The 20,023-nt window shown below is 42.8% G+C and carries 12 protein-coding genes and 1 pseudogene; 9 read left to right on the top strand and 4 right to left on the bottom strand.

Features of this window, described 5'->3' with window-relative positions; genetic code table 11:
• Positions 1–21 precede the first annotated feature (21 nt).
• Positions 22–2,532, bottom strand: a complete 2,511-nt coding sequence (locus EYS00_RS15730) for a bifunctional diguanylate cyclase/phosphodiesterase (protein WP_165399403.1) — start codon at positions 2,530–2,532, stop codon at positions 22–24.
• 330 nt (positions 2,533–2,862) lie between these two features.
• Here EYS00_RS15730 and EYS00_RS15725 point away from each other — a divergent pair, with 330 nt between their 5' ends.
• The gene (locus EYS00_RS15725) at positions 2,863–5,919 is read left to right on the top strand and encodes a chemotaxis protein CheB (RefSeq protein WP_130638306.1); all 3,057 of its coding nucleotides are present in this window, start codon (positions 2,863–2,865) and stop codon (positions 5,917–5,919) included.
• Positions 5,920–5,964: 45 nt separating this feature from the next.
• Entirely contained in the window at positions 5,965–7,767 is a 1,803-nt protein-coding gene (locus EYS00_RS15720; RefSeq protein ID WP_130638304.1) for a PAS domain-containing sensor histidine kinase, read from the top strand.
• Between the two features lie 17 nt (positions 7,768–7,784).
• Here the strand turns inward: EYS00_RS15720 and EYS00_RS15715 are convergent, their stop codons facing one another.
• On the bottom strand, positions 7,785–9,029 hold the full coding sequence (locus EYS00_RS15715) for an EAL and HDOD domain-containing protein (RefSeq protein WP_130638302.1): 1,245 nt from the start codon (positions 9,027–9,029) through the stop codon (positions 7,785–7,787).
• A gap of 231 nt (positions 9,030–9,260) precedes the next feature.
• On the opposite strand from EYS00_RS15715, the gene EYS00_RS15710 reads away from it, so the two are divergent.
• A complete protein-coding gene (locus EYS00_RS15710; RefSeq protein ID WP_130638300.1) occupies positions 9,261–11,285 on the top strand; it encodes an EAL domain-containing protein in 2,025 nt (674 codons plus the stop codon).
• Here the strand turns inward: EYS00_RS15710 and EYS00_RS15705 are convergent.
• Together EYS00_RS15705 and gorA are read right to left on the bottom strand one after the other, a co-directional pair.
• Positions 11,282–11,713, bottom strand: a complete 432-nt coding sequence (locus tag EYS00_RS15705) for a hypothetical protein (protein WP_130638298.1) — start codon at positions 11,711–11,713, stop codon at positions 11,282–11,284. The two genes, EYS00_RS15710 and EYS00_RS15705, sit on opposite strands and share 4 nt — an antisense overlap.
• A 143-nt stretch (positions 11,714–11,856) precedes the next feature.
• Positions 11,857–13,203 carry a glutathione-disulfide reductase gene (gene gorA, locus EYS00_RS15700; protein ID WP_130638296.1) on the bottom strand — a complete coding sequence of 449 codons (1,347 nt, stop codon included), beginning with the start codon at positions 13,201–13,203 and terminating at the stop codon, positions 11,857–11,859.
• Between the two features lie 273 nt (positions 13,204–13,476).
• On the opposite strand from gorA, the pseudogene prlC reads away from it, so the two are divergent.
• The 6 genes and pseudogenes from prlC to EYS00_RS15670 all read left to right on the top strand — a co-directional run bounded on the left by prlC (position 13,477) and on the right by EYS00_RS15670 (position 19,816).
• Positions 13,477–15,514 (top strand): annotated as a pseudogene (gene prlC / locus EYS00_RS15695) (oligopeptidase A).
• Positions 15,514–16,197: a DNA-3-methyladenine glycosylase I gene (locus tag EYS00_RS15690; RefSeq protein ID WP_130638294.1), complete on the top strand. Its 684-nt coding sequence runs from the start codon at positions 15,514–15,516 to the stop codon at positions 16,195–16,197. The pseudogene prlC and the gene EYS00_RS15690 overlap by 1 nt, the downstream one beginning before the upstream one ends.
• Before the next feature lie 75 nt (positions 16,198–16,272).
• Complete coding sequence (gene ubiE / locus EYS00_RS15685; protein WP_130638292.1) at positions 16,273–17,046, top strand: bifunctional demethylmenaquinone methyltransferase/2-methoxy-6-polyprenyl-1,4-benzoquinol methylase UbiE; 774 nt, start codon at positions 16,273–16,275, stop codon at positions 17,044–17,046.
• Positions 17,046–17,687, top strand: coding sequence for an SCP2 domain-containing protein (locus tag EYS00_RS15680; RefSeq protein WP_130638290.1), 642 nt, complete (start codon positions 17,046–17,048; stop codon positions 17,685–17,687). The genes ubiE and EYS00_RS15680 overlap by 1 nt, the downstream gene beginning before the upstream one ends.
• A 2-nt stretch (positions 17,688–17,689) precedes the next feature.
• Positions 17,690–19,318, top strand: coding sequence for a ubiquinone biosynthesis regulatory protein kinase UbiB (ubiB, locus tag EYS00_RS15675; protein ID WP_130638288.1), 1,629 nt, complete (start codon positions 17,690–17,692; stop codon positions 19,316–19,318).
• Between the two features lie 288 nt (positions 19,319–19,606).
• On the top strand, positions 19,607–19,816 hold the full coding sequence (locus EYS00_RS15670; protein WP_130638286.1) for a cold-shock protein: 210 nt from the start codon (positions 19,607–19,609) through the stop codon (positions 19,814–19,816).
• Positions 19,817–20,023 lie beyond the last annotated feature (207 nt).

Raw genomic sequence — 20,023 nt, 5'->3', positions numbered from 1 at the left:
CTGTCGTTTACGTTGATAACTCTACTTTTTAAGTCTTCGTCTTATTGGCAAAACATTAGAGGTTTGCTTGGCTGGGTATACGTTGTTAACTTCGTCAGCAGTTATAGGTTTGCTCAAGTAGTAACCTTGAAAATAGTCCACTTTCATTTTATCCAACACGCTGAGTGTCGCTGCATCCTCAACGCCTTCTGCCGTAATTTTTAACGCGAGTGACTGTGCAAGAGTGACGATAGATTGAGTGATTTTTGCGTTATTGTCGTCGGTAAGCAGGTCGGAAATAAATGATTTGTCAATTTTAATATGGTCAATTGGATAGCGCTGTAGGTAGGTCAGCGAAGAGTAACCTGTACCAAAATCGTCAAGAGCAAAGCGCACACCCATAGATTTAAGTTGTTTCATGGTGCGAAGCGCGGATTTTGGCTTATCAATTAAAGTTGTTTCAGTAAGCTCTAAGACGACCCGTTCTGGAGAGATGTTGTTGTCTTTACAACAGTCGAAAATCAACGATGTCAAATGAGAGTCGAGTAACTGTTTTGCCGAAATGTTGATTGAAATAAAACCATTTTCAGGCATCAATTTAGACTTTAACCAAACACTCATTTGCTTGATAGATTCTTTGACGATCCATTGACCAACCGAGATCATTTGGCCTGTATCTTCCAGAATATTGATACATTCTTGAGGGCTAATTGACGTTTCTTTGTCGTTTAGTCTCAAAAGTACCTCAAATCCTACCAATGTGTTGTTTGCAATCGAGGCTTGAGGTTGAAACACGAGAAAAAAACCATCGTGTTGTATCGCGCTTCTGATCTTTGCAGAAGCGTACATTCGGTGCTTTGCTTGCTCGTTGAGCTCCTCAGAAAACATACGATACTTGTTTTTGCCTTCGCCTTTTGCGAGATATAAAGCGGCGTCTGCTTGTTTGAGTAAAACCTCAGCAGTAGCAACTCCTCCAATACCCATTGAAATACCAACACTACAAGTGACGTTTAATTGATTCTCTTCTATTCGAAACGGGCGTGCGAGTTCCCTAACTAGATTTTCTGCCACTATAATGTGAGCGTCGTCTCGTGTATTTCGCCCGAGTAAAACCACAAATTCATCACCACCGAAGCGAGCAATAGTATCTGTTTGTCTTAGCGTATTAATTAGTCTATCGGACACTTTCTGCAATAATACATCACCTGTACTGTGTCCATAGGTGTCGTTGATATCCTTAAATCCGTCTAAATCTAGGTACATCACATATACGCTAAAATCGCCTCTATTCGAAGCAAGTAAGGCTTGATCTAGTCTCTTAGTAAAAAGCTCTCGGTTAGCTAATCCAGTCAAAGAGTCATACTCTGCAGTGTGCTTCAGCTTTTCTTGATAGACTAATCGCTCTGTAATATCTGCAAAAGTACCGATAAAACCCTGTAAGTTCCCATTGTCAGAATATAAAACTTGAGTATTCATTTCTGCCCAACGAACGTTGCCGTAGGGGTTAACGAGCCGAACCTCTGAGCAGAAATTCTCACCAACGATGAGCGAAGCTCGAAGTTTTTCCAATACATGCTGTATATCGTCAGAATGAAAGGCATCTAGCCAGCCTGTCATACTTGCTTCTTCCGCCGATTGTCCGGAAAGTTCAAGCCATTTGTCATTGGCAAACTGACATTTCCACTGGTCGTCGACTCTGATAATTCCAACAGGCACCAAATGTGTCAGCGCATTCAACTGTTGGGAAGTTTCTCGAAATTGCTCTAACCCAGCCCGTTGCTCGGTAATATCACTGATCTGCAAGGTGGTATAAAGATTTTCACCAAATGAATGTCGGAATACATGAATATTCACGATGAATTCAACACCTGATTGTTTAATTGCAGACTGCTCTTCCAAAAAACCTAGGGTGCTTTCGTCATTGTCACGAGGGGCTCGGCGATTTGTTCTACGCCAGTTAAATAGTGAGTTGTAGTTAGGTAGGAATAAGTCAATTTGGCTACCAGTCATTTCTTGCTCGGCGTCAAGGGATAACCCTACGAAGGTTTTGTTCGCGGCGTCATTAGCAAATACGATTGTATTTTTCGCGTCTACGACTACTACACAAACGGGGCTGGTTGCCAATAAGCTATCTAAAAAATGATTGCTCGCTATTTTTTCGCTTATACACTCGTTATGCCCCTTGACTGATTGTGCTGCTTTTAGCGCCATTACCGATGAACCTAATACGGGAGATAGCCGTGAAACAGCAGAGGCTTCAATCTTTGATTCGACGCTGGCTAGAACAATAACACCGTAAATGTGGCTCGAGACTGTGATGGGTATCATTGAAATGCTAGTTATAGCTTTGTTGTGTTTAACTAGCCTTTGATAGCTATCAGGTATCGAGTCGTTGAATAACACTGGTTTATTCGGAATGTAATGATTAGTGAGCCAATGTTTCAACACTGTCTCGTCAAATACATCTTCGCTGTTACCTGTATAGTGTTTATTGATGTCGGAATTTTCATCGATAGATTCAATAGGCATACCATTGTGACCATTAACTACCACACAGTATTCGGCATGAGAGATAGCGCTACTAATTCTGGACAGGAGGGGGAAAAGGTTTATCAGCAGCATCTCTGTCGAACATAGTTGACTGAATTTGTTCGATTGCCTGCCTTATGTCGTCATCTTTCCTGCGATTTTCGGTCTGGGATACCACTGCCATGATAGTGCTCGAATTTTCCGTTACATTAATCTAACATCTGGATGCGTGTCTTGGTATGCCACTAAAGACCAACTAAACTATAGTCTAATTCTCAGGAACAGCACGTGTTTTGTTATAGTGGTACTCGCCTGTGATAGATCACAACTGTAACGACGAAGGATATTTCAGCAATGGAAAAAGCGACGAACAACAATTTACCCAGTCACTATGTGGGAGTCGGTGCCTCAGCTGGCGGACTAGAAGCTCTACAAACACTACTTTCACAACTACCAGAAAACACCGGCGCTGCCTTCGTGATAGTTCAGCATTTATCTCCTGACTTTAAAAGCATGATGCTTGAGCTTCTGAGTAAACACACAAATATGGAAATTCAGAACGTTCAAGATGTGGAAGACGGTATTCAAGTTCTGGCGAATACTATTTATTTGATCCCTCCGAAGAAAAATATGCAAATGGCTCGAGGGCGATTGCTGCTTACCGATAAAATTCCCGAATCAGGTCTCAACTTACCGATAGATATTTTTTTCAGATCGCTTTCTGAAGACCAACAGCACAAAGCCGTTGGCATTGTCCTTTCTGGAACAGGATCTGATGGAAGCCGAGGGGTTAAATCACTCAAAGAAGCTGGGGCTCTCATTATTGCCCAGTCGCCAGAAAGTGCGAAGTTTGATGGTATGCCCAACAGTGCTATTAGTACTGGCATGGTGGATATGGTTTTGAAACCAGAAGATATTGGAGAGAAATTATCAGCCTATATTTCCCATCCTCTCGCACAGGGTAAAACCGAAGTTATTAAAGAGAGAATGGTCGATAATCAAGATTTGATGAATGAGATTTTTACCGTTCTCAAAGCTAAAAGTGAAATAGACTTCTCAAAGTACAAGCCTTCCACAGTGGCTCGACGAATCGAGCGAAGAATGACAATAAAGCAAATCGGTACGCTCCAAGAGTATTTAACCTTGTTGTTCAAAGAGCCATACGAGGTTCAGGTGTTGAGTAAAGAGCTATTGATCGGCGTAACTCGTTTTTTTAGGGATGACGAGGCGTTTACTATATTACGTGAAAAGATTATTCCGGAAATTGTGAGAAACTCGACAGAAAAAGACCCTATTCGAGTATGGAGTGCAGGATGCTCCACAGGAGAAGAGGCATACTCATACGCCATCTTGTTTGCTGATGAAATTGAACGACAAAACCTGAAACGCACGGTAAAAGTGTTTGCCACTGACGTTAATCCCGACGCTATCAATGAAGCGAGTGTTGGTTTGTATGGTGATGACATTCAACACGACGTTGGTTCTGACATATTAGCTCGTCATTTCTCAAAGCAAACCACACATACTTTTCAAGTAAATAAAAACATTCGTCAGATGGTTATATTTGCCACCCACAATATGATCTCTGACCCACCATTTTCAAACATGGACTTTGTGTCTTGTCGAAATATTCTGATTTATTTTCAACACAGCGTGCAAAAGCGCGTACTAGCTTCATTACACTTTTCGCTGTGTAAAGATGGTTTCCTATTTTTAGGTTCCTCAGAAAACCTGTCAGAGCTGGCTCCTCATTTCGAAACAATTAGCGACCGGACTCGATTGTTCAGAAAAAGGAGTAGTGTGCGCATACCTATGGGGGCGTCGCCTTCGATGAATTCCATGTCTCAAACCTCCAGCCAGACAATGCCGTCAGTGTCACGTTTGTTGAGGGGGTATCGGGGAAACAGCACCTCGGGTGCACCTGCCTCATTTGCCAGTGAAAAGTTAATTTCGAAGTACGCGCCACCTTGTGTATTACTGAATGATGAACAAGAGGCAATTCACGTATACGGCAATGTAGAGAACTTTATCAAGAGGGTGCCTCCGGGCCGCATTAGCAATGACATCAAAGATATGGTTAATGATGACATTGCAATTGCTGTATCTTCAGCGCTGCATAGAGCGAGGCAGTCTTCAGAAGAGGTTTATTACACTGGTGTTTACACACAAGTGGGTAAAGAACAGGTTGCTCTTAATATTAGAGCTTTTTACATGAAAGAGCATGATATTGAGTCTTCCCCCGGTTTTTACTGGCTTGTTTTTGAACAGCAAGACACAAATGAAAATGCATCCTCAGTAACTCAGATTAGCTTTGACGCGGCGGAGCAAGCACGTCAGCGCATAGAGGATTTAGAAACAGAGCTAAAGCAAAGTAAAGAACACTTACAGGTTACTGTAGAGGAATTAGAAACAACTAACGAAGAGCTACAATCCGCCAATGAAGAGTTAATGTCTGCAAATGAAGAATTGCAAAGCACAAACGAGGAATTACAGTCGGTTAATGAAGAGCTCTACACAGTGAATTCTGAGTATCAGGAGAAGATTGCAGAGATTTCACAAACTAACAGCGATTTAGATGAGGTCTTGAGTCTCTCAAATATTGGCATTGTTTTCTTAGATGAGAATCTATTGATTCGCCGATACACGCATGCCGCCTCTAAATACATCAACCTTCTCGAAACCGACGTTAATCGACCTTTACATCATATTTCTCAAAATATCGAATATGATGAAATGCTCGCAGACGTCTCAAAAGTAGTTAGTACCGGGCGTACGGTCGTCAAAGAGATAGTTACCCGAGATAAGCGAGTACTGCAAATTTCTATTAATTCATATGCTTATAGTGATGTTGCAGAGAGCAAAGGAGTCGCACTTACATTCTCCGATGTGTCAAAAGCGAAGTATACGGAAAAAGGTTTAGCTGTAGCCTACAATGAATTGCGCCGGAGTGTGAATAATGCCCTCGCCGCACTGGGAAATGTAGAGCTTAGCAAAAAAGTGTCGGTACTGGTTTTGGACGATGAAAGTGCAAGTCAAATTGTTATCGAAAATCATTTAATGCTGTTGACTGATTTGGTGGATAAGGTATACGTGGCATCAACCATATCTGAAGCTATGAACATCTATCAGCGGGAATCTATTGGTGCTTGTATTGTGGATTTTCATTTGGATGGAGAGACTGCTATTGACTTCGCAGAGTGTTTTGATGAAAGAGAAAATAGACCTCCGATACTTGTGGTAACAGGCCGAGCTGACAAAAAGCTGAACCCACTATTGTTTTCTCATGGGCTTTTGGACTTGTTGCAAAAAGACGAAATTGATATCGATTCTTTGGGGCGAAGCCTCAGGTTTGCGGTGCGAAGAAACGAAATTGATTTAAAAGTGAGTCAAGACTTACAGAGTGATTTGTAGTGCTATGCTTAACGTGTATCAAATTAAGGTAGCTTGAGATACTACATGGATTACCAAAAACTAGCGCAATCACTCATTGGATTGAGTACGTGGGTCCTCAAAGAAGCTGAGGGAAACACTATTTCCTGGGGTGAACATGGGTGTGACCTCGGAGACTTCCCTCCTTCTCTCAATGAGTTTGCAGAGCGATTTACAACTACCGACAGTGCTCGGTTGGTTCACTGCGTTGAGCGTGCTTTACAGAGTCATCAGAGCTTTGAAGAGACGTTCATGGAGCGGCATACGCACAGAGTACTGAGTGTAAAAGCCGAATCAATGAGAGATGAGAGTGGTCGTCTTGTACTTGTAGGAATAGTGCAAGATGTGAGTCGCTGGGTGAGTGAAGAATACGGTAAAATTCAATCTCTCTATGATAATTACATGCTCTCGAGTAACGATGGTTACTGGGATTGGTATATTCAAGAAGACTACGAATACATGTCACCCCGCTTTTGGGAAATATTTGGTTTCGACCCTAGTGAGAAAGAGCACAAACCAAGTGCTTGGCAAGATCTTATTTTTGAGAGTGATCTCAACGTCGCTTTAGCAAATTTTGAAAAGCATGTAGCTACAAAAGGGCAGCACCCATACGAACAAGAAGTGCGATACAAGCACAAAAATGGGAGTACTGTTGTTGTGTTTTGTCGCGGAAGAGTCGTTGAATGGGATAAAGACGGAAATCCCATCAGAATGGTGGGAGTACATAGCGATATAACAGCGTTAAAACAAAAACAGTTAGCTCTGCAGGAAGCGCTAGATTTTCAGAAGTTGCTCATTGACGTAAACACCGACATGATATTTGTCAAAGATGATAGATTTGTCGTTCGCCTTGCAAACCCTTCTTTTATGAAACTCTACCCCGAGTCACAACGAGACAAGATTATTGGTCACACTACCATTGAATCTTTTACTCCAGAAGAAGCCGAGCGGTTTTTAGAGGCTGATAGAATTGCCTTGGAGCAGGGGGAATCAGAAATCTATGAAACACTTGGTGATCGAATTTACCTTACAAAGAAGATTCGATTTGAAGACAAGTCAGGCAAAACTTTTATTTTGGGTATCGCCAGAGATGTCAGTGCTTTACGCGCTACAGAAGCCAGACTTGAAAAAACGAATCAAGAGTTTGAAGAGTTTGCTTACAGAACATCTCATGATTTACGTTCGCCTCTAATTTCGTGCAAAAATGTGCTCAAGTTTACTAGGGAAAGTATTGCAAAAAACAAACTAGACGTGGTGGCCAGACACATAGATGCGATCGAACAGTCGTTGACAAAGATGGAGCAACTCGTCGGGAGTATCTTAAAAATAACGCAAAATAGACATCAGCTACCTTTGATCACCCATTGTAACTTAAAGGAGATTGTAGAAAGGTGCTTAGTTCAGTTTATTGACTTAGAGGAGTACTCGGAAATAGAGATTACTGTTGACTGGTGTGTTCAAACAGTGATCAGGACAGACGAAACTCTGGTGATGTCTATCCTAGACAACTTGATTTCCAATGCAGTTAAATATGCTGATCCTGACAAAGATAGATCCTTCATTGAAATAACAGGTTACAGTAGTCAACAAAACGTCGTGATTGAAGTTAATGACAATGGTTTAGGCATCGCTAGTGACAAAGTTGAGCGATTGTTCTCTATGTTCTCGAGGCTACACCCTGGTAAAGGACAAGGAACGGGGTTGGGGCTTTACATGGCCAAAAATAATGCCATTAAGTTGGGGGGAGACTTGTATTACACCAAGAGTGACTTAGGGACTAAATTTACCCTAGAACTACCAATTCACGGTAATCCTGATCTACATTCCTAGCAGCAATATTGTAGATATTAAGCCTCAAGTGTTTCCATTAACTCATCTGCCCACTGAAGCCCTTGCCAGTAGTTACTATTGATTTTTATGAATGAATTGGACTCGACAGTTGATACGTCTGTATCAAACGCCTCTACTTTTTTGGCGATTCTCAGAATATCACCATACTCACCGGATTCATCAGTCAGTGCTTGGGCCATCTGAGCACTCATTGGTAGGTAGTTAACAATATTTTTTATGTGTATGCCCAACAATGCCTCTATTCCAGAATATAAGCCTAACGTAAACAATTCACCTTCAGTGTCGTTGTTGTTTTCAGAGGCATATAGCTCTAATGTTTTTGCTCTAGCTAAGAGAATCCGGAGTAGTTCTTTTGGTGACGTTGATTCAGCAACGAGCAGTAAAATCATTGCCCAGCGCTTTACGGCCTCGATACCAAGCATGACAACCGCTTCTTTAAAATCAACCACTTCTTTTACGAACGAATACAAAGAGCTGTTGACCAATAACATGAGTTTTACTGCTAGTCGTGGGTCACATGCTATTAGGTCGGCTAGTTCTTTTACTGTGATATCAGGTCTGGTGATTTCAGAAAGCAGTTTTAGAGTGACTTCCTTATTTGCTGCTATTTTTACCCCTTGTACTGAACTGGGGCGTTCCAGATAGTAGCCTTGAAATAGGGTAAAACCTGCATCAACGCATTGGTTGTACATTTCCATAGACTCTACTTTTTCTGCGAGCAGAGTCACTTTATGCCCTGTGATTTTTGGAAGTAGGTCACGCACTTGACTGGGTGGACAAGCCAACACATCTACTTTGATAATTGTCACGTAAGGCAGAAACGCCAGTCTATGGTCCTCAAATGCAAAGTCGTCTAACGCAAAAGAAAAACCGAGCGTTCTTAACTTTCTGATAGTAGCAAGAATATCGGGTGTAGCGGGCACAGTCTCAAGAATCTCCAATACTATATTGTCAGACTGATTGGGGTAGAAGCTTGGAGACTCAATAAAATGTCTATCGATATTGATGAAAAGACTGGGCTTTGTATTTGCCTTAGTACTGTCTAGTGCGATCGAGCATAGGTTACTTAATAGTTCTCCAGTTGCACCTATGCCATCTTGGTCTTTGGTAACATCGAAGGTTTTCCCTCGATACAATAACTCGAAGCCGTATAACTTATGTTCTATGTCTAAGATTGGTTGCCTTGCATAAAGGATGTCTAAGCTTGCGATATCAGGTGGTATTTCTTTTTTTGACTGCATACTTCAGTACACCCTTTAAACCTATTGCGATTAATACCTCTTGAAATAAGACTAGTTCATTAAGCTGTGTTAGCAAAAAAGTATGTCAATGCTTTGAAATAACATGGAATGGCTCCTTGTCACCATGATGACAGACACGTTATCTTTGCAGTATGGCAACGCAATGTACGTTTTTGTGAAGCTTAATCCTACCGTAGGAAGTATGTGCGTACCAATAGAGGGGAGTAATTGGTGAAATTGTATTTCGAGAGAACCGCAGGGTCAACCTTCATGATTTCTATTCGTGAAGCGTTCATTTCTTTATTGCCTTTCTTGATCATTCTCTCGTTGTTTACCCTTTCGTCGTCACTACTCTCTATTTTCCAATTACTTCCTGATACTCAGCGTATTCTATATGAGATAGCCTATTCGCTTAACGTATGTTTTGCGCCACTTGCGGCAGTGGCCATCGGATTTCAGTTTTCAAAAAACATCAACGTGTCAGTGATGGCGGTACTGGCGTTAGGATTGTCTTCACTTGTAGTGGTCGTGCTACTCGGTATGGAAGACCCAAGTAAACTTGATGTAGAAACCATTGTAAAAGATCCAAGGTTAATATTGGCAATGCTCGCGTCAGCGTATGTGCTTAAGTTTTTTGAGACAAAAGCTAACCTTAGATTCATACACTCATCTTCTGTAAGTCAGCACCTTAAGCGCCACTTTCACCTTTTAATTCCCTCTTTATTGTCGGTGATCGTCATCCCAATGACTTTGGTGGCGGTGACCTATTTCGCATCATTTGTGTTGAAACCACTCATCAATATCTTGTCTGAAGTTGGGCCTGAATCACTCATCAGTTTACGCGTGTTTTTGAGTAACCTGTTTTGGGGGATTGGGCTTCATGGGGCAAATACGTTTCATATTCTGGTAGAGCAATCAATTGATGGTGTAGTGAACTATTATACCTTTCCACTCGCAGCCAATTTACCCATGTCTCAGTTCTCTGACTTATTTGTTAATTTTGGCGGTGGCGGAGCAACTTGGTGTTTAATAATAGCTGTTCTCTTGTTTTCAAAAGATGCCCACTCTAGGCGCATTGCAATGATTGCTGCGCCGTTTGCACTATTCAATATTAACGAAATTTTGATCTTCGCCTTGCCAATCGCCTTTAATATTCGATTGCTTGTCCCTTTCCTATTTGTACCTCTTATTAACTGTTGGGTAGGCTTGTTTATTGTTGAGCAGCAGTGGTTTGAATTCGTTAGTTACCAACATTCTTGGGTGGTGCCAGACCTCGTCAATATATATTTCGCGACCAACGGCAATATGCTAGCTGTGCTTACGCAACTGCTGTTGATTCTTGTTGGGGTAGCTTTGTATTGGCCTTTTGTAATCGCGGGTAGTGTTGAAGAACAGTTACAAGAAGCTGAACAGGTTTTGCGTAAAAAGCTGTCCTTGAGAGATGATATGGATTTGTTATCAGAGCGTCACTTGGTTAAGAAACACCAAGAACAGCGTCGCTCTATTAAAGCTACCTTTAATGCAATAGACGATGTTAACAAAGGTCAGTTATTACTGTATTACCAGCCCAAAGTGAGTTTGGTATCGGGACAACTTCACGGCCTCGAAGCGTTACTAAGGTTAAAACGTGCTGATGGTAAAGTCGTTGGCCCCTACTTTTTGGATGCACTGCAAAAGGAAGGCTTTTCCTTACCAATCGACAACTGGGTTGTTCAAGAAGTGGGAAGTACGTTAACTGAGTGGAATCAGCAGGGGTTTTCTCCCAAGGTGAGTATTAACCTTGACCCAAATAACCTACTACATCCTGGTTTTGTGAAGCACTTAATTCAGCATTTACAAAATGTTGGCGAACAGGTCGAACTTGAACTCATAGAGTCGAGTTATATGGAGTATTCCACCGAAATCGAGAAAGTTCTTATTGAGTTGCAGGAATATGGAATTGGCGTGTCTATTGACGATTTTGGTACAGGGTTTTCTTGCCTTTCGATGCTCACGAAGATCAGTGCCCAAACCATCAAAATTGATAAGTCGATGCTAGATGAAGCACAAGACGAAAAAGGAGCGATACTTTACAAAGAAATTTGTAGGATGTGTCAAAACCTAAACTTTGAACTTGTGGCTGAGGGCGTTGAAACAAAAAATCAGATTGATTTCGTACAAGCCTTAGGCGTTGAACTTATCCAAGGGTGGTATTTTAGCCCTGCGTTACCGGCCGAAGAGATCATCTCTTATCAGCCACAGCAGCACAATGATTAGAGTTCGCGAAAACACCCGATGGATTCCAACCACGTAAGTCCGTCTTGTTCAGAGTTACAGAAAGAGAAGGCTAGATCAGAGGCATAGTAAATACGTTCAAATTGGCTTTGTACTAGAGGCGGTACAACGGCTTGCGAGACAACTAAGGCGCATCCTTTCATGCCGTACAGCTTTCGCTGTTTTATTGAGGCGACGAGTTCTTCCTCTGCAGTTGGGGTGAGAATACCAACACCGCCGACTAAACCCAGTAAACCCCACTCTCCGCGAATTTCAGACATCAACGAATGAATATCTTCGTGGTACTTCTTTACATCGTCGTCTGATACCACACCCCTGCCATCAAACCGGATAACGTTGCCACTCAACTCTAATTCGTAAGAACCGAGTTTATTAAGTCGTAACACTCTGCCAGTTTGTTCTGATTTCATAAGATGTCGCTACTATCTACTGCCTATTGTTAATGCTAGAACTGATTATACGCGGAGGCAAGTGAAGGGATTATTAGACTTTTGCTGAATCTTCTAAGCTAAATGGCTTGTTCACCCCTATTGGGGCAAACAAGCCGTTAATACTAGGTCATAGTAACAAACTCTTCCGCACTGGTGGGATGAATAGCCACGCATGCGTCAAAGTCAGCTTTGGTAGCGCCCATTTTAATAGCAACGGCAAAGCCTTGGAGTATTTCGTCCATGCCATAACCAATACCATGAAGACCAACCACTTTTTCTTCTATGCCGGCACATACAAGCTTCATTTTTGTAAGCTGTCTGTGTTTGGTGACTGCGGTATACATTGACGCAAACGACGAGGTATATACCTTCACATCGTCACCGTACTCAGCTTTTGCTTGCTCTTCAGTTAAACCGATGGTTCCAATGGTGGGGTGGCTGAAAACTACCGTTGGGATCAGAGAATAATCCATGTACACATCGTGTTGGTTGTTAAATAAGCGCTCACTTAACAAACGCCCCGCTTTTACGGCAACGGGAGTTAGCTCTGCTTCACCGGTAATATCACCAACAGCGTAAATGCCTTCTGCTGTAGTGTTTTGGAATTTATCGACCACTATAGTGCCGTTTTCAGCCACAGACACGTCAGTATTTTCTAAGCCAATAGTGTCAGTGGCGGGTTTGCGGCCTATTGCCCATACCAAGCAATCAGTCACGATAGTCTCACCATTGGTCAGAGTAACAGTAAGCTCGCCATCGTCTGCTTTAGTGACATTTTCCACCGACGCATGAGTATGTAGCGTAGGCCCTTCGGCGTTGATGATCTCAGTAAGCGTTTCGTAAATAATCGGGTCGAAGTTGCGCAGTGGTGCGTGTTTACGTACCACTAAATGGGTTTCAGTGCCAAGGCTTTCAAGCACTCCAGCAAGCTCTACACCAATGTAACCTGCGCCCACAACTACGGCGCGCTTGGGTTGCTGGTTAAGTGCGAAGAATCCGTCTGAATCAATACCATATTCTGAACCTGGTACATTGGGGAATATTGGTCGCCCACCTGTGGCTATGGTGATGTGAGGCGCTGTGTAGGTTTCACCGTTGACTTCGATAGTTGTGTTATTAACGAAGGTAGCAAACCCATTGATAACAGTAACATTGTTACCACCTAATACACGGTCGTACGAAGCATGAATGCGATCTATGTAGGCTTGTCTGCTGGCAACTAACGTGTCCCAACTAAAGTTATTCACGGTAACATCAAAGCCATAATCAGGTGCATAGCGATGAATAGCTTCGGCTACTTGTGCACCGTACCACATGGTTTTTTTAGGCACACAACCTACATTTACGCAGGTACCGCCAATAGCTTTTGCTTCAATAATCGCTACTTTTTTACCGTGTTTTGCCGCGCGGTTTGCCGAAGCGATACCGCCGCTACCACCGCCTACACAAATATAATCAAAGGTTTTCATACTATACGCCTTGTTTCCTTCAAACTTACTGCTAAGTAGATTTTGTTACGTTAACAGACCAGTGTCGCAATAGACCTGTTGTCGCAGAAAATTATTTCATTGGAGTGTAAGTATAAACTCTCACACCAAAATACAATGCCTTTACACAAATCCTTACGTAAATTTATGTTTTAAGTTTTATTGGGTTAACTGCAAAATAGCCGTCAGCGCACTGTTGCTTTTTGGATTCTTGACCCAAGATTAACCCTATCAGAACATCACGAGAATGACGCTATGACAACAAACGCGATTGAACATGTAGACGGTTTGCCGCTTTTTTCTGCTATTACACCTGATTCCATAAAACCTGCCATAGAAAAAGCTATTGCGGCGTGCAAAGCCGATGTGGAAGCTGTTGTTGCGTCAGAGGATTATTCTTACCAAAACTTGGTGCATAGACTAGAGGAATCAGATGATGCACTGAGTAAAATGTGGTCGCCTGTATCCCATATGAATTCAGTGGTAAGCTCAGACGAATTACGAGAGGCTCATGACGCTTGTTTGCCCCTGTTATCCGAGTTCGGCACTTGGATGGGACAACATGAGGGATTGTTCAATGCATACCAAGCACTAAAAGCATCTGATGAATTTGCTACCTTGTCTGAAGAGCAACAAAAGCTGGTTAATGATGCTATTCGAGATTTCACCCTATCAGGTATTGCGTTGCCTGCTGAAGAAAAGCAGCGTTATGCAGAAATTAAAGCCAAGCTCAGTGAGTTGTCATCCACGTTTTCGAACAATGTTATGGACGCCACCATGGGTTGGACTAAGTTAGTGACTGACGAGTCCGAGCTATCTGGTATGCCAGAATCTGCCTTAGAGGCTGCTGCCCACGCAGCGAAGCAGAAAGACCAAGAAGGGTGGTTATTTACCTTAGATATTCCGTCGTATTTACCAGTGATGTTGTATGCCAATAATCGTGATTTGCGCGAGGAAATGTACCGGGCATATGTGACCAAAGCGTCTGAGCAAGGCCCCAATGCTGGACAATGGGACAACACCGCGATTATTCAAGAAACGCTGAAGTTGCGTACCGAATTGGCCTCTATGCTTGATTTTAAGAGCTATGCAGAGCGTTCATTAGCAACCAAAATGGCCGATACACCAGATAAGGTCATTGGCTTTTTACGTGATTTGGCAGCCAAATCCAAACCTCAAGCAGAAAAAGAGCTAAAAGAAGTTACCCAGTACGCAAAAGAAAAGCACGGCGTTGAAACACTAAAGGCGTGGGATATGCCTTACTACAGCGAAAAGCTTAAACAGGATAAGTACACTATTTCTGACGAGATGCTGCGACCTTATTTCCCTGAAAATAAAGTGCTGACTGGTTTGTTTGAAGTAGTACAACGCTTATTTGGGCTTACTATTACCGAACGCAAAAATGTAGATATATGGCATGACGATGTGCGCTTTTTTTGAAATATTCGACAGTGCAGACAACCACCGCGGTAGCTTCTATCTAGATTTATATGCTCGCGCTAAGAAGCGAGGCGGTGCGTGGATGGACGAGTGTCGAGTGCGACGGTATCGCTTGAATGGTGAGCTACAACTTCCGGTAGCTTATTTAACGTGCAATTTTAATGCGCCGGTGGGAGACAAGCCTGCCTTATTTACCCATGATGAAGTAGTGACCTTGTTCCATGAATTTGGTCATGGTATTCATCACATGCTTACGCAAATGTCAGTAGCAGGAGTGTCTGGTATTAATGGTGTTCCGTGGGATGCCGTAGAACTACCTAGTCAGTTCCTCGAAAACTGGTGTTGGGAAAAAGAGGCGCTGTCTTTCTTGTCTGGACACTTTGAAACTGGCGAGCCGCTTCCTGCCGACTTGTTAGAGCGCATGTTGGCAGCTCGAGATTATCAATCAGCCATGCAAATGGTTCGACAACTCGAATTTAGCTTGTTTGATTTCTTACTTCATATGCAAGATGGCGCTTCTGCTGATGTGCAGCAGACGTTGGACGATGTGAGAAAAGAAGTCGCAGTGGTTATCCCGCCAGAGTTTAATCGATTCCAAAACAGCTTTGGCCATATTTTTGCGGGTGGATATGCCGCAGGTTACTACAGTTACAAGTGGGCTGAAGTACTTTCAGCAGACGCATACAGCAAGTTTGAAGAAGACGGTATTTTCAACAATGAGACAGGTCGCTCCTTCTTAAACAATGTACTGGAAATGGGTGGGAGTCGAGAGCCCATGGACTTGTTTGTCGCTTTCCGGGGCCGCGAACCTCAGGTAGATGCTTTATTGCGTCATAGCGGAATTCGTGCCTAATGGAGTCATTTGACGCAATTTATCAACGGGCTTGTGAGCGCAAAGGCGGCGCATATAACCTTGAGGCGATGCTACCTTCATCACTCACCAAGGCCCAGGTTGCAAAAATCCCTGACCATAGATTCTTGGCTGAAATGACCAAAAAGGTATTTCAGTCAGGCTTTGTGTGGCGCGTCATTGAACAAAAGTGGCCAGATTTTGAAACCGTGTTTTTCGAGTTCAACATCGAAAAAGTGTTGTTGATGCCCGACGAGATGTTTGAGCAAAAAGCCACTGATAAGCGCATAGTGCGCAACTTCAAAAAAGTCATGACAGTTCGCGATAATGCCCTCATGGTGAGTGATGTAGCGCGCAGACACGGTAGTTTCGGTGAATTCGTAGCACAGTATTCTCCGCAAAACATCACTGAGCTTTGGCTGTATTTGAAAAAACACGGCGCTCGCCTCGGTGGAAATACGGGGCCTTACATGTTGCGCGCTTTAGGTATCGACACCTTTCTGTTCTCTCGTGATATCGAAGACTACTTGCGAAAAAACGACATTATTTCGGGTGGGCTGACGAGTAAAAAGTCATTAGAGAGTGCCAACGCAGCGTTTTATCAATGGCACCTTGAAAGTGGTCGAAGCCTGAGTGAGATCAGCGTGATTGTTGCGTTAAGTTGGGGGCCAAATCAGCGCCTGTAGTGCTAAATCGCTGTTGATTGGGCTCACAATTCGATACACTTGAGCAATACGAAAAATTCAGCAAACAGGAATGTTATGAGCGACCCACAGTCAACACATTCAAACGATACAAGCACTACGCATTTTGGTTTTAAGCAAGTAGAGAAAAATCAAAAAGCATCGCTTGTAGCAGAAGTCTTTGATTCCGTTGCAGCAAAGTACGACGTAATGAACGACCTCATGTCGATGGGTGTGCATCGTTTGTGGAAACGCTACACCATTGACTGTGCCGGTGTTCGTCCAGGAAATCAGGTGTTAGATATTGCTGGTGGTACAGGCGATTTAACGGCTAAGTTTTCTCGCCTAGTGGGGTCAACGGGTAAAGTGACGTTGGCCGATATTAATCTATCTATGCTGAAGGTAGGTCGCGACAAACTTCGTGATAGAGGTTTGGTGGGCAATATCGACTATGTTCAGGCTGATGCGGAAGCGTTACCTTTTCCAGATAATACTTTTGACGTTGTAACTATGGCGTTCGGGTTGCGTAATGTGACCGAGAAACAAAACGCTCTCGACTCTGTTTACCGTGTGCTTAAGCCCGGTGGCAGATTGCTGGTATTAGAGTTCTCAAAGCCAACATCAGAACAGCTCAGTAAACTTTACGATATGTACTCCTTTCATATCCTACCTAAAATGGGACAGCTAGTAGCAAACGATGCTGAAAGCTATCAGTATCTTGCAGAAAGTATTCGTATGCACCCAGATCAAGACACATTAAAGGGCATGTTTGAAAAAGCAGGCTTTGACCAATGTGATTATCAAAACTTAACGGGTGGAATTGTCGCGCTTCACCGAGGCTTTAAATTTTAATGCCGAGTTCAGCGTTATTCAGCGCGGCTATTGAGCAGGCGATTAATCGCCTCCTGTCTCTAGACTCTGACAGTAAAGCGCGGCTGTCTAGACTCAATGGCATGCGCCTCTATTTGTTCATCGACCCACTGCCCAATGCAATATGTTTGGTATTTTCAACCCAAGTTGATGTGCTCACTGAATATGACGACCATAGCGACGTTGTGGCAAAACTCGATGATAAGTCTTGTTGCATTCAAACTCGGGTATCAACTCTGCCATCACTTAAAGATACCAACCAACTTACACGCTTGATTCAGCAAGGCGAGCTTACAGTAGACGGTGCCCTGAGTGTTGCTCAGCAGGTGAGTGGCTTGTTTCAACATCTAGATATTGATATCGAAGAAATCATCGCAACAAACACGACTGATGTTTTTGCGCATTCTTTGGTGTCTGCTGCCAAAACATTATCGGAAAAAGCGCGCACAGGATCAGAGATGGTAAGTCGAGTACTCGGCAATGCCCTTGTTGAGGAAAAGCAATTGGCTGCCCATAGGCTTGCTGTGATGCACTTCAGTGATAACGTCAATGCGTTAAGAGATGATACGGCAAGATTAGAAGCGCGTTTAAATCATCTAGAATCAACCAGATCGAAGAGTTAACTATGCGGATTTTGAGGTTGTATCGCATTAACAAGGTACTGCTTGAGCATGGCCTAGATGATTTAGTGCCCGAAAAATGGCTACCTTGGTATGCCAAGTTATTACGAATGAGTATTTTCTGGTTGCGCAATAAGCATAAAGGGAAATCACAAGGCGAGAGGATCACTCTCGCTCTACAATCTCTCGGGCCAGTATTTATCAAGTTTGGCCAGATGTTGTCTACCCGCCGAGATCTACTTCCCCCAGAGATTGCGAACGAGCTTGCAAGGCTACAAGATAAAGTTCCACCTTTTTCATCTGAGTTAGCAACAGAAACCGTCAAAATTGCACTCGGAATTAACGATCTGGGTGAACTATTCTCTCAGTTTGACACTCAACCTCTCGCGTCAGCATCTATAGCACAAGTGCATGCAGCCACATTGAAAGCGAACAACGAGGATGTGGTGGTTAAAGTACTACGCCCAGATATTCGCGACACCATTAATGCGGATATGGCTTTACTTGAAAGTGTAGCGAGTGTAGTGCAAAAGTGGTTGCCTGATGGAAAACGATTGCGCCCGGTAGAGGTGGTTAACGAGTATCGTAAAACTATTGTTGATGAATTGGACCTAATGCGTGAGTCGGCGAACGGTATTCAACTGCGACGTAATTTCGAAGATTCAGACTCACTCTACGTTCCCTTGATATACAGTGACTACTGTCGTTCCAATGTGTTGGTGATGGAGCGTATTTACGGGCTACCTATCTCTAACATCGATGGTCTATTGGCACAAAACACCAATATGAAAGTGCTGGCTGAACGGGGCGTTGAAGTCTTCTTCACTCAAGTATTCCGAGACAGTTTTTTTCACGCTGACATGCATCCCGGAAACATCTTCGTATCTACCGAAAATCCAGATAATCCGAAGTATATCGCGATTGACTTCGGGATTGTCGGTACGCTAAATCGTGAAGATAAGCGCTATTTAGCTGAGAATTTCATCGCGTTCTTCAATCGGGACTACAGAAAAGTAGCACAACTACATGCTGATTCTGGTTGGGTACCAGGCGATACGAATATTGATGAGTTTGAGATGGCTATTCGCACCGTGTGTGAGCCTATTTTCCAAAAGCCTTTGGCTGAAATTTCCTTTGGCAATGTGTTGCTTCAACTTTTTAATACGGCTCGTAGATTCAATATGGTAGTGCAGCCTCAGTTGGTGCTGTTACAAAAAACACTGCTCTATATCGAAGGGCTTGGCCGCCAGCTTTATCCTCAGCTAGATTTGTGGAAAACGGCAAAGCCGTTTCTTGAAAACTGGATGAAGGAACAAATTGGTGTTTCGGCTATGTTCAGCAAAGTAAAGGACAACTTACCCTTCTGGTCGGAGAAGTTACCTGAAATGCCTGATTTGCTGTATGACAGCTTGCAACAATTAAAGCGTTTACCCCTTCAACAACAACGTGATAATCAAGCAATTATTGCGCAGCAAAAACGAATAGCACAAAGCAGTCATCTCAGCATTGTCGGTAGCGGGCTGGCTATTTCTTCTGCAATTTTGCCTATGTATGACTTACCTTGGCAATTTCCTGCTAGTAGCTTTTTGCTGGCATTGATTTGTTGGTATGTTGGTTGGAAAAAAGCCGATTGATTTGAGTTACGGTCCGGTGAATTTTTTATGAAATCCACTATTTATCAATTAAATGGTGTATTAATAGCCACGAACAGTGTTATAGTGCCCTTGGCTTTTTTAGCCACAAGTCTTTAAATAGACGTGATTATGAAACATTTGCTATACGTACAACCACTCAAGTTACTCCTAGATTTACTGTAAGTTGTTTGCCCAGTCGTAAGTAAGACCCAATAACTCCGCCTATTAAAGACAATTAATACCCGGCGCACATGCGCTATTTGAAATGATATTTGAGGTCTATACGACATGTCTAAAGTAACAGGCACCGTTAAGTGGTTTAACGCTGATAAAGGTTATGGTTTTCTAACTCAGGATAACGGTGGTAAAGATGTATTCGTACATTTCCGTGCAATCCAAAGCGAAGGTTACAAAACCCTTCCAGAAGGCCAGCGCGTAGAATTTGAAGTTGAAGAAGGTCAAAAAGGTCTTCAAGCTGCAAATGTAACAGCGCTTTAAGAAATTCAAAAAACGGCGAATATTTTATTCGCCGTTTTTTCTTTTCTTATTCTGAAGACTCTGCATTTCCTCTTCCTTCTCATTATTTTAGCTCCATTATTTAATCTTCTCGTCCACATTTATTAGTGTGACATGGTAGTCTTGTTTTAACACAATACGTTTTATTTCCTTTCATTGAGAATGTTATGACGCGTTTAAACTCGACCA

The organism is Alteromonas sp. KUL49 (assembly GCF_006538345.1).
Taxonomy (GTDB): Bacteria; Pseudomonadota; Gammaproteobacteria; order Enterobacterales; family Alteromonadaceae; genus Alteromonas.
The sequence above is the reverse complement of the archived record's forward strand: the minus strand, read 5'-3'. Positions and strand labels throughout refer to the sequence as shown.